Here is a 14,345-nt window from a genome sequence, read left to right on the forward strand (position 1 = left end):
GGTCCCCCCTCAGCTCGCGCCCGCGCCACGGCGGTACGACAGCACAGCGTACGAACCGAACAGCAGCAGCCACCCGGTCAGGACCAGCACCGCCCCCGCCCCCGGCGCGTGCCCGTCGGCGACCGCCCCGCCGAGCTGCGCGAACCGGAACGTCGGCGTCCACGTCGACAGCGCCCGCAGCCACGCCGGGAACAGCACCACCGGGAACCACAGCCCGCCGAGCACGGACAGGCCCAGGTTGCACACCAGGTTGGCCACGGCCGTCGTCTGCCCGCTGAGCCGGTACCCGTTGCCGAGGCCGAGCAGCGTGAACGGCAGCGAGCCCAGCCACAGCAGCACCGCGAGCGCCGCCCACTGCCAGGCCGCCAGCCGTACGCCGTTGACCAGGCCGCCCGCCGCCAGCACCGCGCTGATCGCGGGCAGCACGGTGACCGCGCCGGTCAGCGCCCGCCCGAGCACCACGTGGTGCGGCGGCATCGGCGTCACCCGCAGCTGCCGCAGCCAGCCGATCGCCCGGTCCTCCGCGACCCCGCCCCCGGTGGCGAGCGCCGAGCCGACGGCGCCGTAGGCGGCCATGCCGACCATCGCGCCGGTCCGCCACTCGCCGTCGGCCTGGGAGACGTTGGTGAACAGCAGGTACATCACCACCGGTATCGCGATCCCGCCGACCACGAACCCCGGGTCGCGCAGCGTCCGCCGCGCCTCAAGCCGCAGGTAGGCCCACATCAGCGCACCTCCGCCGCGGTCGCCCCGTCCGCCCCGGCGGGGGAGGTCAGTGCCAGGAACGCGTCGTCCAGCGTCGCCGGTACGACCTCCAGGTTCCGTATCGCGTCCAGTCCGGCCAGCGCGCGCACCGTCGCGTCGGAGTCCTCGGTGCGCATCCGCGCCCGGCCGCCCCGCACCTCCACCGACCGCACGCCGGGCAGCAGGAAGAGCCCGTCGGGCCCCTGCCCGGGCGCCAGGTCCACGGCGACGAGGGTGCCGCCCGCCGCGCGGCGCAGCGCGGCGCCGGTGCCGTCGGCGACGGTCCGGCCGCCGTCGACGACGACGATCCGGTCGGCGTGCGCGTCGGCCTCCTCCAGGTAGTGGGTGGAGAACAGCACCGTGTGGCCCTGCCGCGCGTACTCCCGCATCGACGTCCAGAAGTCCCGCCGCGCCGTCACGTCCAGGGCGGCCGTGGGCTCGTCCAGGACCAGCAGCGCGGGGTCGCCGACGAGCGCGACGGCGAGCCGTACCCGCTGGAGCTGTCCGCCGGACAGCCGGTCCACGCGCCGCCCCGCCAGGTCCGGGATCCCGGCCAGCTCCAGCGCCCGCGGCACCGGCAGCGGCGCCGGATAGCGTCCGGCGACGAAGGTGACCAGCTCCCGGACGGTGACCCGGGGCACCGCCCGCGCCTCCTGGAGCATGGCGCCGACCCGACCCGCCCGTACGGCGGTCTCCGGCCGGGTGCCGAACAGCTCCGCCCGGCCCGCGTCCGGCTCCACCAGCCCGAGCAGCAGCGAGAGGGTCGTCGACTTGCCCGCGCCGTTGCGGCCGAGCAGGGCGACGGTCTCACCGGTCGCGAGGGTCAGGTCGAGTCCGTCGACGGCGGTCGTGGCGCCGTACCTCTTCACCACCCGGGAGAGGGCGACGGCGGGGGGCGGTGCGGGTCTCCTTGTCATGGCTACGACGGTACGGAGCGGGGGCGGTGGCCCGGCAGAGGCGGTTGTACGGACCCGGGCGGGACAGATGTCCTGGGGCCGCCCGCGCAGGAGTTCCCGCTCGCCGCCGTGGCACGGCTGTGGCAGTAACCTGGCGCACCGTCAGGTGTCTTCCCAGCCGCTGCCCGCTCGGCTATACAGAGGAGCGCTGTCACTGGAACGCGTTCCAGGAACGGGCGGGTTCCGCGGCCCCGAAGACGGCCTCGGCGTGGCCGACGGTGCGGACGGCCGCGCCGGGGTCCCACCACCGCGCCACGTCAGGAGCCCCATGCCCATCGACGCAGCCAAGGCGCTCGCCGCCGAGCCCCGGACCGGCGCCATCTCCTGGACCCCCAAGGACGTCCTGCTCTACCACCTCGGCATCGGCGCGGGCCGCCCCGCCACCGACCCCGACGAGCTGCGCTACACCCTGGAGTCCCGGCTGCACGTCCTGCCGAGCTTCGCCACCGTCGCGGGCGCCGGTGCCCCCGGTGTCATCAGCGGCCTCTCCACGCCCGGCATCGAGGTCGACCTCGCCCGCGTCCTGCACGGCGGCCAGTCCCTGACCGTGCACCGCCCCCTCCCGACGGCGGGCGAGGCGACCGCCACCTCGCGCGTCGCCGCCGTCCACGACAAGGTCAAGGCCGCCGTCCTGGTGCTCCGTACCGAGGCCGCCGACGCCGACGGCCCGCTGTGGACCAGCGACGCGCGGATCTTCCTGCGCGGGGAGGGCGGCTTCGGCGGCGACCGCGGCCCGTCCGCCCGGACCGAGCCCCCGGCCGGACCGCCCGACCGCACCGTCGAACGCGCCGTCCGCGACGACCAGGCCCTGCTGTACCGCCTCTCCGGTGACTGGAACCCGCTGCACGCCGACCCCGAGTTCGCCAAGGTAGCCGGGTTCGAACGGCCCGTCCTGCACGGGCTGTGCACCTACGGCATCACCCTGAAGGCGGTCGTCGACACGCTGCTGGACGGCGACGTGACGCGGGTGCGGGCGTACCGGGCGCGGTTCGCCGGGGTGGTCTACCCGGGCGGGACCCTGCGGGTGCGGATGTGGCGGACGTCCGGCGGCACGGTCCGGGTCGCCGTGAGCGCCGCCGACCGGGACGACGCCCCCGTCCTCGCCGACACCGTCGTCGAACACGCCTGACCGTGAGCAGACCACGTCAGACCCCCGAGCAGGCCTGACCCCGGAGCAGAGCACACCTGACCCTGAGGGGAGCCGCACCATGCGCGCAGCCGTACTGCACGAGACCGGCCAGGAGAAGCTGGAGGTCCTCGACGACGTGGAGGCGACCGGCTTCGGACCCGGCCGGGTCAGGATCCGGGTGCGGGCGACCGGCCTGGGCCACTCGGACCTGTCCGCGATGAGCGGCGTCCTGCCGCAGCCCGCGCCGTTCGTGCCCGGCCACGAGGGCGCCGGGGAGATCGTCGAGGTGGGGGAGGGCGTCACCGCGCTGAGGCCCGGGGACCGGGTCGTCGTGTGCTGGCTGCCGTCCTGCGGCGCCTGCCCCTCCTGCAAGCGCGGCCAGACCGAGCTGTGCCTCACCGGGTTCATGAACGCGGGCACCCCCAACTTCCGCCGCCCCACCGGCGACGTCTTCGGCTTCGCCGGGACCGGCACCTTCGCCGAGGAGGTCGTCGTGGACGCCGGGTGCGCGGTGCCCATCCCCGACGACGTGCCCTACGACATCGCCGCGCTGATCGGCTGCGGGGTGACGACGGGACTGGGCGCCGCCCTCAACACCGCGGACCTGGAGGCCGGTTCGTCGGTCGCCGTCATCGGGTGCGGGGGCGTCGGCGTCTCCGTCGTCCAGGGCGCGCGGCTGCGGGGCGCCGCCGAGATCGTCGCCGTGGACCCGGTCGCCAGCCGCCGCGAGGCCGCCCTCCGCTTCGGGGCGACCCGGGCCGTGGCGCCGGAGGAGCTGCCCGACGCCAGGCAGCGGGTCACCGTCGGGGGCGAGGGCTTCGACTACGTCTTCGAGGTCGTCGGCCGCTCCACCACCGCCCGCACCGCCTACGAGGCCACCCGGCGCGGCGGCACCCTGGTCGTCGTCGGCGCGGGCGCCATGGACGACGCCCTCCAGCTCAACATGTTCGAGCTGTTCTTCGACGAGAAGCGCATCCTGCCGTCCCTGTACGGCGGCGGCGACGTGCTGCGCTCCTACGAGCGGACGATCGCCCTCTGGCGCGCCGGACGCGTCGACCTCGCCGGACTGATCACCCACCGGGTGCCGCTCGCCGACGTCAACGAGGCCCTCGACCAGATGCGCACCGGGACCGCGCTGCGCACGTCCATCGAGATCTGACGGGGGCCGCCAGGACGCTGCCGCTCGCGGGGGCGCACCGCGAGGGGCACCGGCGCCGGACGCGGGCTCGGCCGCGCCGAGGCGCTGGAACTGGCCCGGCTCGGCGCCGCCTCCGCCGTCGTCGTCCACGACTGCGGCCAGCCCGGCCGCGACGGCTCCGGCACGGCCTCCGCCCGCCCGAGCCGGGCACCTTCACGCACGCGGTACTGGACGCCGTACCCACCCCGCACTTCGCGGAGCGGCCGGCGGGGGAGACGTTCGCGCGGTGAGGTGCCGGCTCTGGGGCGGGGGAGAGGTTCGCGGCGGTGGAGGTGCTGGCGCCGCGGCGGGGTGACGCGACGGGACGGCCCCGCCTGCCCACGAGGGGCGGGCGGGGCCGTCGTCGTCGACCGTGACTGACGTACCGTCAGGCGGCGTTCTCGGCGTGCTGCTGGTCCACCGGCTTGCGGTGCCGACCGTGCGGAGCCGTCTCGGCGTCGTGTGCCGCACGCGGGCCCCGGTGCTTGCCGTGGCTGTCGTGCTCCTGGCTGTCGGACAGCTGCTGGGACGTGCTGGTGTCGCTCATCGGAAGGAATTCACCCCGTCAACATGATCTTTCTCTACAGCTGGGCGAGTTTATCCGGCCACCCACAGGCCGGATAAAGACAGCCACGCGAACCGCCGCTACTTCGTTACAGACGGGCGAGCGGGGCCTGTTGGAGGGGGATGGGGCGGGGGGTGAGCGGGTGCGGAGGGTCCGGTTCCAGGGGCACCGGGGCGTCTGTGCCCGATGATGGCGGAACGTCAGTTCCCGTTGCCGCGGAGGCTCCTGACGGAGCAGTCGGCAGCGGGACCGCCGTCGCCACCCCGCACGGCACCTGTGCCGTGGAGTACGGCAGCCGCAGCACCCCGTCCGCCGTCCACAGCCCGGCGCCCGCCAGCCACCCGTCGGGCGCGCCCAGGTGCCGTACCCGCCGGTCCGCGGGCCGCCACACCGCGACCCAGCTGCCCCCGGCGCCGTCCACCCGCAGCGCCACCGCGCAGCCCTCCGGCGTCAGCACCTGCCCCGGCTGGATCGCGAACGGCGTCACCGCACGGTCCGGCAGCCACAGGCACTGGGGGAACCGCACCGGCAGCGCACTGCCCAGGACCCCCCAGCCCAGCCGGGCGTGCCCGGGCGAGGGCGCGTCCGAGTGGACGATCAGCAGCCCGCTGTCGGCGTCGGCGAGCAGCAGCCGGTCGTCGCTGTCCTCGGCGATCTGGAGCAGCGGCGAGACCTCGCCCCCGCGCTCCAGATCGACCACGACCGTCTTGGTCCGCCCGTCAACCTCCCGGTCCAGGGCCAGCATCCGTCCCGGCCGGTCCAGCCACACCCCGCCCGAGCAGCGCCCCGGCACCTCCGCGAGGTGCTCGGGCCCGAACGCGCCGCCCGCCACCAGCCACACCGTGCTGGACCGCGGCCCGGTCTGGAGGGCGTACGCCCGGTCGCCGCCCGGCGCCGGGGGCAGCAGCCGCAGCCGGGTGCCGGGGTCGTCCGGGCACTCCACCGCGCCGAGCGGCAGCTCACCGGTGCCGGGACCGGTCGGGTACAGCAAGGAGAAATGATTCCTCCCGTCCGCGAAGCGCCGGACGAGCACCCGTCCGTCGCCCATCGGCTGCACCTCGGTGCCGGGCTCCTCCGGCTGGTTGCCGGGCAGCGGCACGGCGTACGGCTCAGGGCCGTCCAGCGTCCAGCGCTCCGGGAACCAGGAGTCGCCGCGGCGGGCGAGGCGGGCGGCGTAACTCCCGCTCACCGTGAGCACACAGGTGGCGCGCGGGGCGGACACGTCGGCGTCCCCCGCCTCGGTGGCTTCGATCGCACAGGCAGTCATCGTTCGGTCACCTCCGGCGACGAAGCTAGTTTTCGTACGCACAGGCGGGGGACCGGCAGCCGACGGCTTCACACATAAGGGTGGCCGCGTAACGATTCGCCTGAGGAAACGGGGACGGGTGTGCTGAGCGGGGAACGGCACCGGGGACGCCCCCCGCCAGCGGTTCAGCCCCGGGGGACGGGCAGGTAGCCTTTTCCCCGTGCCCCGTCTGTCAGAAGTCATCGCCGCGCTGGAGACCCTGTGGCCCGCCGAGCGGGCCGAGTCCTGGGACGCGGTCGGCACCGTCGTGGGCGACCCCGACCAGGAGGTCACCCGGGTCCTGTTCGCGGTCGACCCGGTCCAGGACACCGTCGACGAGGCGGTGAGGCTGGACGCCGACCTGCTGGTCACCCACCACCCCCTCTACCTTCGCGGTACGACGACGGTCGCGGCGTCCACCTCCAAGGGCCGCGTCGTGCACACCCTCATCAAGCACGACATCGCCCTGCACGTCGCCCACACCAACGCCGACACCGCCGACCCCGGGGTCAGCGACGCGCTCGCCGGCGCCCTGGGCCTGCGGGTCGTACGCCCCCTGGTGCCGGACGCCACCGACCCCGAGGGCCGTCGTGGCCTGGGCCGGGTCTGCGAACCGGACCACCCGGTGACCGTCCGCGAGTTCGCCGCCCGCGCCGCCGAACGCCTCCCCGCCACCGCCCAGGGCATCCGCGTCGCGGGCGACCCGGAGGCGCTGCTGCGCACGGTGGCCGTCAGCGGCGGCGCGGGCGACAGCCTCTTCGACGCCGTACGGGCCTCCGGAGCCGACGCCTTCCTCACCGCGGACCTGCGCCACCACCCGGTGTCCGAGGCCCGCGCCGAAAGCCCCCTCGCGCTGCTCGACGCCGCGCACTGGGCCACCGAATGGCCCTGGTGCGAGCAGGCCGCCGCACAGCTCGACGAGGTCTCCGACCGCCACGGCTGGGACCTCCGCGTCCATGTCTCCCGGACGGTCACCGACCCCTGGACCAGCCACTCCCCTTCACTGCCACTTGGAGCCCCCAACTGAACGCCGCGCCCGCCGACCAGATCCGACTCCTCGACGTCCAGGCACTCGACGTCCGCCTCCAGCAGCTGGCGCACAAGCGGACGTCCCTGCCCGAGCACGCCGAGATCGAGTCGCTGACCAAGGACCACGCCCAGCTGCGCGACCTGCTCGTCGCCGCGCAGACCGAGGAGAGCGACTGCGGCCGCGAGCAGACCAAGGCCGAGCAGGACGTCGACCAGGTCCGCCAGCGTGCCGCCCGCGACCAGCGGCGCCTGGACTCCGGCGCCGTCTCCTCCCCGAAGGACCTGGAGAACCTCCAGCGCGAGATCGCCTCCCTCGCCAAGCGCCAGGGCGACCTGGAGGACATCGTCCTGGAGGTCATGGAGCGCCGGGAGTCCGCGCAGGAGCGGGTCGAGGAGCTGACCGGCCGGGTCGCCTCCGTCCAGTCGAAGATCGACGACGCCACCGCGCGCCGCGACGCCGCGTTCGAGGAGATCGACGGCGAGGTGGCGACGGTGACGAAGGAACGCGAGGTCATCGCCGCGGCCGTCCCCGCCGACCTGCTGAAGCTCTACGACAAGCTGCGCCAGCAGCAGGGCGGCATCGGCGCGGCCCGCCTCCACCAGCGCACCTGCCAGGGCTGCCGCCAGGAGCTGGCGATCACGGACATCAACGAGATCCGCGCGGCGGCGCCGGACACGGTGGTGCGCTGCGAGAACTGCCGCCGCATCCTGGTGCGCACGGCGGACTCCGGGCTGTAGGGAGCCTTGGGCGTGCGGGAGTTCATCGTCGAGGCGGACGGCGGGTCACGGGGCAACCCCGGCCCCGCGGGTTACGGCGCGCTGGTGCTCGACGCGGCGACCGGGGAGACGCTGGCGGAGGCCGCCGAGTACCTCGGCACCGCCACCAACAACGTCGCCGAGTACCGCGGCCTGCTGGCGGGCCTGCGCGCCGCCCGCGCACTGGACCCGACGGACACCGCGACGGTCCACGTCCGGATGGACTCCAAGCTGGTCGTCGAGCAGATGTCCGGCCGCTGGAAGATCAAACACCCCGACCTGAAGCCCTTGGCGACGGAGGCGGCACGGGTGTTCCCGCCGGGGCGGGTGACGTACGAGTGGATCCCGCGGGAGCGGAACAAGCGGGCGGATCGGTTGGCCAACGGGGCGATGGACGGGGCGATGGACGCGGGGACGGAAGGCAAGGCCGCGTCGGACGCGCGCGCGGCGCGGGCGGTGGCGGGGACGGCGGGCGGTGAGACGGCGGGCGACGAGAGGTCGGCTGCCCCTTCCGTCGGCTGGGGAGCCCCCGCCGACATGGGTGCCCCGGCCACCTTCGTCCTCCTCCGCCACGGCGAGACCCCCCTCACCCCCCAGAAACGCTTCTCCGGCAGCGGCGGCACGGACCCGTCCCTCTCGGAGGCGGGCCGCGACCAGGCGGAACGGGCGGCGGCGCTCCTCTCCCGCCGGGGCACGATCGAGGCGATCGTCACCTCCCCCCTGACCCGCACCCGCGAGACGGCGGCCATCGTCGCCGCCCGCCTGGGCCTGGACGTCACGGTGGAGGACGGGCTGCGCGAGACCGACTTCGGCGCCTGGGAGGGCCTGACCTTCGCCGAGGCCCGCGACCGCCACCCCGACGACCTGAACGCCTGGCTGGCCTCCCCCGACGTGGCCCCCACCGGCGGCGGCGAGAGCTTCACGGCGACGGCGACCCGGATCGCGGCCACCCGCGACAAACTGGTCGCGGCGTACGCGGGCCGCACGGTCCTGCTGGTGACCCACGTGACCCCGATCAAGACCCTGGTCCGCCTGGCCCTGAACGCCCCGCCCGAATCCCTCTTCCGCATGGAACTCTCGGCGGCGTCCCTGTCGGCGGTGGCGTACTACGCGGACGGCAACGCGAGCGTCCGCCTCCTCAACGACACGTCACACCTGCGCCCCTGAGCCCCGAGGCGACCCGAGCCAGCCCCTCCACCCGCCCCCAGTCCCGCGCCGCCACGGCGTCCGGGGGAAGCATCCAACTCCCGCCGACGCACCCGACGTTGGGCAAGGCGAGGTACTCGGGCGCGGACCGGGGCCCGATCCCCCCGGTGGGACAGAACCGAACCTGCGGCAGAGGCCCGTACACCGACCGGAGACAAGAGGTCCCCCCGGCCGCCTCCGCCGGAAAGAACTTCATCTCCCGCACCCCGCGCTCCCACAGCGCGAGAACCTCCGACACGGTGGAAACCCCGGGCAGAAACGGCACCCCGCTCTCGCGCATGGCGCGGATCAACAGCTCGGTCCACCCCGGACTGACGAGAAACCGCGCCCCGGCATCGACGGCGAGGTCCACCTGCCCCGGCGTGAGCACGGTCCCGGCCCCCACGACGGCGTCCGGCACCCCGTCGGCGATGGCCCGCAGGGCATCGACAGCGCCGGGCGTCCGCAGGGTCACCTCGATGGTGGACAACCCCCCGTCGACAAGCGCCCGAGCGAGCGGCACGGCGTCCGCCGGGTCATCCAGCACGACGACGGGCACGACGGGAGCGGAAACGAGCTCAAGGACGGCGGCCATGGCGTGCATGCTGCCGAGACAGGACACGCCCCGCAACGCCCGTTGCGCGCACCGCAACGCCCGACCTCAGTGCACGTCCTCCACCAGCACATCCACCCGCCAGGGGGCCCCGGCCTTCCCCGGCACCTCAACCTCCACCACGTACCCGAGGCCTCTCAACGCGTCAACAAGCTCGGCGGGCCCACCCGGCTCGCCCCCCGCCGCCGTCATCAAACTCCGCACGATCCGCCCCTTGGTCGCCTTGTTGAAGTGACTGACGACCTTCCGGGTAGGCGCGTGCAGCACCCGCACGGTCACGGTCCGCGCGGCGACCTCCCCCGTCGGCTTCCAGGCGGCGGCATAGGCGGCAGACCGCAGATCAAGCACGAGCCGGTCCCCGGCGACCTCGGGCAGCACACCGCCCATGACACCCCGCCAGTACGAGCCAAGGGCCCCCACCCCCGGCAACCTGACCCCCATGGAACACCGATAGGACGGAATCCGGTCCCCGATCCGCACGGCCCCCCACAACCCCGAGAAGATCAGCAACGACCGCCCGGCACGCCGCCTGGCAGCGGGCTCAAGCGACCCGAGATCGAGGGCGTCGTACAGCACCCCGGTGTAGACGTCCCCGGCGGGCCGTGCGGGCGCGTCGTACAACCGCGCGTTCTTGTCCACCTCACCCCGCAGGCCCGCACTCAGCCCGAGCACCTCCCGGGCCTTCTCCTCGTCCCCCCGGCACAACTCCACCAACTCCCCGAGCACCACCTCCCGCGCGGCCCCCAACTCCGCCAACGAAAGCGACTCCAACCGCAAGGGCGCACCACGCCCACCGGAGGGGGCCTTGCCTTCGGACGGGGGGAGCAGGACGAGCACGGGGTCTCCTGGGCGGGGGTTGTGGGCGTCGTGGCCTTGGCCAGGGTACGGCGCGGCGGCCGGTGTGCCACGATCACAGGCGACTGCACCGGCGGGCGTTCGGCGACCCCCTGCCGCTTCCGCAGCCCTTCGCCTTCGATCTGGACACAACCGGCTTCCTCTGATGCCCTGATCCCCGTGACCAGGGGGTGGGGGCAGTGACCGGCAGAGAGGTAGCACGGTGGACCAGGTCCCGCATGGGCCACGACGGCCCACCCCTGGACCTCCTCACCGCCCGCTTCGACCGCCACGTCTACGCCCCCCACGCGCACGACGCGTACACGATCGGCGTGACGGTCGGCGGCCTGGAGGTGATCGCCTACCGGGGCGGACGCATCCACTCGGGCCCGGGCTCCATCGTCGTACTGGAACCCGGCGAGATGCACACGGGCGGCCCCGCGGCCCCCGAGGGCTACTCCTACCGCGCCCTGTACGCGTCCCCCGACCTCCTCACGGACGGCACCCTGGGCGCCGCCCTCCCGCACTTCCGCGACCCGGTCCTGCACGACCCGGCCCTGGCGGCGGCCCTGCGCGCCACCCACACGGACCTCAGCACGTGCCCGGACCCCCTGGAAACGGAGTCCCGCCTGCCGTGGCTGCTCACGGCCCTGTCCCGCCGCCACTCCACGGCCCGCGCCACGGACGACAGGATCCCCGGCACGAGGGACCTGGCCCACGCGGTACGCGACCGCCTGGCGGACGACCTCACGAACCCGCCCTCCCTCGCCGCGCTGGCCGCGGACCTCGGCCTGTCCTCCCGCTACCAGCTCCTCCGCGCCTTCCGTACGACGATGGGGGTGCCGCCGTACGCCTGGCTCGCCCAGCACCGGGTGCACCGGGCACGCGTCCTGCTGGACGGCGGCCTGCGCCCGGCCGAGGTGGCGGTCCTGGTCGGGTTCGCGGACCAGGCCCACCTGACCCGCTGGTTCCGACGCGTCCTGGGAGTCACCCCGGCGGCGTACCGCAACAGCGTTCAAGACGGCAGGGGCTGAGGCGGCCGACACTCACCGCATGACTGCACGCGGCTGGTTCCTGTTCTCCCTGATGGGAGTGGTCTGGGGTATCCCGTACCTGATGATCAAAGTGGCGGTGGACGAGGTGTCCCCGTCGACGGTGGTGTTCACCCGCTGCGCCCTGGGCGCCGCCCTGCTCCTCCCCTTCGCCCTCCGCCAGGGCGGCCTGGGCACGACACTCCGCGCCCACTGGAAGCCGATGCTGGCCTTCGCGGTGATCGAGATCATCGGCCCGTGGTGGACCCTGACCGACGCCGAACGCCACCTGTCCAGCTCGACGGCGGGACTCCTCATCGCGGGCGTCCCGATCGTCGGCGTACTGACGGCCCGCTTCTTCGGCGAGACGGAGCGGCTGGGCCCGCGCCGCGTGACGGGCCTGGCCCTGGGCCTGGCGGGGGTCGCCTTCCTCACGGCCCCCCACCTGACGGGCGGCGACGCCCGCTCCCTGGCGGAGGTCCTGCTGACGGTGGTGGGCTACGCTACGGCCCCGCTGATCGCGGCCCGCCACCTGAGGGACGTCCCGTCCCTCCACCTGACGGCACCGTGCCTGGCCCTGGCGGCCCTGGTCTACGCCCCGGCGGCGGTCCTGACCCGCCCGGGGAGTCTCCCGCCCACCCAGGTCCTGGTGTCCCTGGCGGCCCTCGGCGCGATCTGCACGGCCCTGGCCTTCGTCGCGTTCCTGGAGCTGATCAGGGAGGCGGGCCCGACGCGGGCGACGGTCATCACGTACGTCAACCCGGCGGTGGCGGTCGCGGCGGGCGCGCTCCTCCTCGACGAGCCCCTCACCCCGACGATCGGCATCGCCTTCACCCTCATCCTGGCGGGCTCGGTCCTCGCGACGTCCGCGGCCGGTGCGCGGCGGGAAATGCGCCGGGTACCATGGTCGACACGGCAGACGAGCCGGGCGGACGGCCGCGTGGAATCCCCGTGAGGGGCTCCCCGAGGAACGTCCGGGCTCCACAGGGCAGGGTGGTGGCTAACGGCCACCCGGGGTGACCCGCGGGACAGTGCCACAGAAAGCAAACCGCCCAGCACTCCGGTGCTGGGTAAGGGTGAAACGGTGGTGTAAGAGACCACCAGTGCCCAGGGTGACCTGGGCAGCTAGGTAAACCCCACCCGGAGCAAGGTCAAGAGGGGCCACCGTAGAACGTGACCCTGCGCGGACGTCCGAGGGCTGCCCGCCCGAGTCCGCGGGTAGACCGCACGAGGCCGACGGCAACGTCGACCCTAGATGGATGGCCGTCGCCCCGACTCCCGCGAGGGACCGGGGAACAGAACCCGGCGTACAGCCCGACTCGTCTGCCGCTACCTGCGGCTTTGCCTGGGAAAGGGCCTCTGACCTGCGTCGGAGGCCCTTTCCGGTCTTTCGGGGGCTTGCCGCGTTACTGACTTCGGCTCGTCAGGGTGACGTAGGTGTGTACGTGTGTCGGCCCTCGCCGGTAGCGGGCGGTCCGTGAGACTCGTCGCATGAGTGAGGAGAAGGCTTCCGGGGACTACCGGGAGAGGGCGGGGCACGTGATGCTGCTGGCGGTGGTGCTCGCGATCCCGGCGCTCAAGCTGGCCTGGACGCTCGGTGGCGGTGACGCGGCCCGGGACGCACTGATCGCCATGGGGCCGGGCAACTGGGCCGACATCCCAATCGGCATGTTCCTGAACGAGGCCCTGTTGGCCACAGTGCTAGCCGTGGTCATCTCGCGCGCCACCTACGCCCACTTCGCAGCCAGGGGCGGCGCCCTCAGACATCGGGACACCCCCATGACCGTGACCGCGGCCACTGCCGCCGTAGTTCCGGCCGCCCTGGGGGTGGTCGTCGGTGCGTTCAACGGCCTGGGCTGGGGCCTGGCCACCGGCCTGGCCTCCTACGTACTGCGGGTGGGGGTGATGGTCGACTACAAAACCGGCCGCCGTGAGCACACCACGGGCCGCCGTACCGGCAACCGGGCCGAGACCGCCCCCCAGCGTGCCGCCGACGCCCTGTGGATCGCCGGACTGCTGCTCGGCGGCATCGTCCTGCCCGCCGTAGCGATCATCGCCGCCCTGGACGGACGCTCCTGGACCAGTGTCGAGACGTGCGACGTGAACACCGGCAGCGGAACCCACCGCGCCCGCCTGGTGGAACTGGCCCGGCAGGGCAACGGCATCGTCGGCTGGGACCTGGCCGGCTCAGAGGTCGTCCACGGCGTCAACTGCGCCGCCGACGACAACGAGACCATCCGACCCCCGTGGTGGCGCGACGCCTGACAACAACTCATCCGGCTCCCGTCTGGACGTCCATGAACAGACCGGTCTCAGTGAGGCCACCGCATGTCAGAGGGAGGCCGGGGTGTCGAGGGTCAGGCCGGTACCTGCTATGAAGCCGTCGAGGGTGTCGGGCCGGTACTGAAGGCGTTTGAGGCGGTTGCGTACGAGCGTCTCGAGCCGGTCGAGGGCGACAACGGCGAGGTTGGCCAGGCTGCGCTTGACGTGCGCCCACACCCACTCCACCGGGTTGAGGTCAGGCGAGTACGCGGGCCGCAGGAACACCGTCAGCCAGTCGCGCTCGGCGATCAGCTCACGCATGGCGTGGGAGATATGGGTGTTGAGCCGGTCCCACACCAGCACGATCGGTACCTTGACGAGCTGATGAGTGCCGTCGATCAGCGCGATGAAGTCACGCTCGCCCATACTGCGGCGTCTGCCCTTGCCCGCGGGGTGGGTGCGCAGGCGGTGGCACAGCCGGGTCCGTGAGCCGGGACGGATCGCGACCAGCCCGGCTACCGACAGACGCCCCCGCTGAGCCTGTGGTATTCGGCTGGGCCTTGGGCAAGGTGGTGGGGCGCGTCGACCACAGCCTTCCGGTGGCGCCCGCGATGCTCCCGACCGACGTCAACGTCCGCGCCGCGTACGAAGATCTGGTCGAACACGTACTCCACCTCGGGACGTTGCAGGAGCCGTGGCCGGGTGGTCAGGGAAGGAACCTGGGACGAGCTTGTATGGGAGCTCGTCGCTTTCGATGACTGAGCTGAGAGGTCGTGACT

At 73.7% G+C, this 14,345-nt stretch carries 14 protein-coding genes, 1 other RNA gene and 2 pseudogenes; 10 read left to right on the plus strand and 7 right to left on the minus strand.

Annotated elements, in window-relative coordinates; translation table 11 throughout:
- Nucleotides 1-9 precede the first annotated feature (9 nt).
- Complete coding sequence (locus ABZ659_RS12535; RefSeq protein ID WP_360217202.1) at nt 10-726, minus strand: ABC transporter permease; 717 nt, start codon at nt 724-726, stop codon at nt 10-12.
- Nucleotides 726-1,661 carry an ABC transporter ATP-binding protein gene (locus tag ABZ659_RS12540; RefSeq protein ID WP_360217205.1) on the minus strand — a complete coding sequence of 312 codons (936 nt, stop codon included), beginning with the start codon at nt 1,659-1,661 and terminating at the stop codon, nt 726-728. The genes ABZ659_RS12535 and ABZ659_RS12540 overlap by 1 nt, the downstream gene beginning before the upstream one ends.
- A gap of 307 nt (nt 1,662-1,968) precedes the next feature.
- On the opposite strand from ABZ659_RS12540, the gene ABZ659_RS12545 reads away from it, so the two are divergent.
- From ABZ659_RS12545 to ABZ659_RS12555, 3 genes and pseudogenes are all read left to right on the plus strand, one after another.
- Nucleotides 1,969-2,829: a MaoC/PaaZ C-terminal domain-containing protein gene (locus ABZ659_RS12545; protein ID WP_360217208.1), complete on the plus strand. Its 861-nt coding sequence runs from the start codon at nt 1,969-1,971 to the stop codon at nt 2,827-2,829.
- A gap of 79 nt (nt 2,830-2,908) precedes the next feature.
- A complete protein-coding gene (locus tag ABZ659_RS12550) occupies nt 2,909-3,988 on the plus strand; it encodes an alcohol dehydrogenase catalytic domain-containing protein (RefSeq protein ID WP_360217211.1) in 1,080 nt (359 codons plus the stop codon).
- A gap of 30 nt (nt 3,989-4,018) precedes the next feature.
- Nucleotides 4,019-4,171: pseudogene (locus ABZ659_RS12555) on the plus strand (short chain dehydrogenase); the annotation flags it as partial.
- A gap of 223 nt (nt 4,172-4,394) precedes the next feature.
- Here the strand turns inward: ABZ659_RS12555 and ABZ659_RS12560 are convergent.
- A complete protein-coding gene (locus ABZ659_RS12560) occupies nt 4,395-4,553 on the minus strand; it encodes a hypothetical protein (protein WP_360217214.1) in 159 nt (52 codons plus the stop codon).
- Nucleotides 4,554-4,659: 106 nt separating this feature from the next.
- The gene (locus ABZ659_RS12565) at nt 4,660-5,838 is read right to left on the minus strand and encodes a hypothetical protein (protein ID WP_360217217.1); all 1,179 of its coding nucleotides are present in this window, start codon (nt 5,836-5,838) and stop codon (nt 4,660-4,662) included.
- A gap of 199 nt (nt 5,839-6,037) precedes the next feature.
- On the opposite strand from ABZ659_RS12565, the gene ABZ659_RS12570 reads away from it, so the two are divergent.
- From ABZ659_RS12570 to ABZ659_RS12580, 3 genes are read left to right on the plus strand one after another with little or no spacing between them, the layout of a single operon-like run.
- Complete coding sequence (locus ABZ659_RS12570; protein ID WP_360217220.1) at nt 6,038-6,883, plus strand: Nif3-like dinuclear metal center hexameric protein; 846 nt, start codon at nt 6,038-6,040, stop codon at nt 6,881-6,883.
- Nucleotides 6,880-7,623 carry a C4-type zinc ribbon domain-containing protein gene (locus ABZ659_RS12575; protein ID WP_360217499.1) on the plus strand — a complete coding sequence of 248 codons (744 nt, stop codon included), beginning with the start codon at nt 6,880-6,882 and terminating at the stop codon, nt 7,621-7,623. The genes ABZ659_RS12570 and ABZ659_RS12575 overlap by 4 nt, the downstream gene beginning before the upstream one ends.
- 12 nt (nt 7,624-7,635) lie before the next feature.
- Nucleotides 7,636-8,808: a bifunctional RNase H/acid phosphatase gene (locus ABZ659_RS12580; protein WP_360217223.1), complete on the plus strand. Its 1,173-nt coding sequence runs from the start codon at nt 7,636-7,638 to the stop codon at nt 8,806-8,808.
- Here the strand turns inward: ABZ659_RS12580 and eda are convergent.
- Entirely contained in the window at nt 8,780-9,421 is a 642-nt protein-coding gene (eda, locus tag ABZ659_RS12585) for a bifunctional 4-hydroxy-2-oxoglutarate aldolase/2-dehydro-3-deoxy-phosphogluconate aldolase (RefSeq protein WP_360217226.1), read from the minus strand. The genes ABZ659_RS12580 and eda overlap by 29 nt on opposite strands.
- A gap of 66 nt (nt 9,422-9,487) precedes the next feature.
- Complete coding sequence (yaaA, locus tag ABZ659_RS12590) at nt 9,488-10,276, minus strand: peroxide stress protein YaaA (RefSeq protein WP_360217229.1); 789 nt, start codon at nt 10,274-10,276, stop codon at nt 9,488-9,490.
- 236 nt (nt 10,277-10,512) lie between these two features.
- Here yaaA and ABZ659_RS12595 point away from each other — a divergent pair, with 236 nt between their 5' ends.
- The 4 genes and pseudogenes from ABZ659_RS12595 to ABZ659_RS12610 all read left to right on the plus strand — a co-directional run bounded on the left by ABZ659_RS12595 (nt 10,513) and on the right by ABZ659_RS12610 (nt 13,569).
- Nucleotides 10,513-11,307 carry an AraC family transcriptional regulator gene (locus ABZ659_RS12595; RefSeq protein ID WP_360217232.1) on the plus strand — a complete coding sequence of 265 codons (795 nt, stop codon included), beginning with the start codon at nt 10,513-10,515 and terminating at the stop codon, nt 11,305-11,307.
- Between the two features lie 82 nt (nt 11,308-11,389).
- A pseudogene (locus ABZ659_RS12600) lies at nt 11,390-12,106 on the plus strand (DMT family transporter); the annotation flags it as partial.
- 118 nt (nt 12,107-12,224) lie between these two features.
- Nucleotides 12,225-12,630, plus strand: an RNA gene (gene rnpB / locus ABZ659_RS12605) — RNase P RNA component class A.
- Between the two features lie 165 nt (nt 12,631-12,795).
- On the plus strand, nt 12,796-13,569 hold the full coding sequence (locus tag ABZ659_RS12610) for a hypothetical protein (RefSeq protein WP_360217235.1): 774 nt from the start codon (nt 12,796-12,798) through the stop codon (nt 13,567-13,569).
- 66 nt (nt 13,570-13,635) lie between these two features.
- Here ABZ659_RS12610 and ABZ659_RS12615 read toward each other — a convergent pair whose 3' ends face one another.
- Nucleotides 13,636-14,076, minus strand: coding sequence for a transposase (locus ABZ659_RS12615; RefSeq protein ID WP_360217502.1), 441 nt, complete (start codon nt 14,074-14,076; stop codon nt 13,636-13,638).
- Nucleotides 14,077-14,345: the final 269 nt, after the last annotated feature.

This window comes from Streptomyces sp. NPDC006997 (assembly GCF_040635175.1).
In the GTDB taxonomy this organism is placed as follows: Bacteria; Actinomycetota; Actinomycetes; order Streptomycetales; family Streptomycetaceae; genus Streptomyces.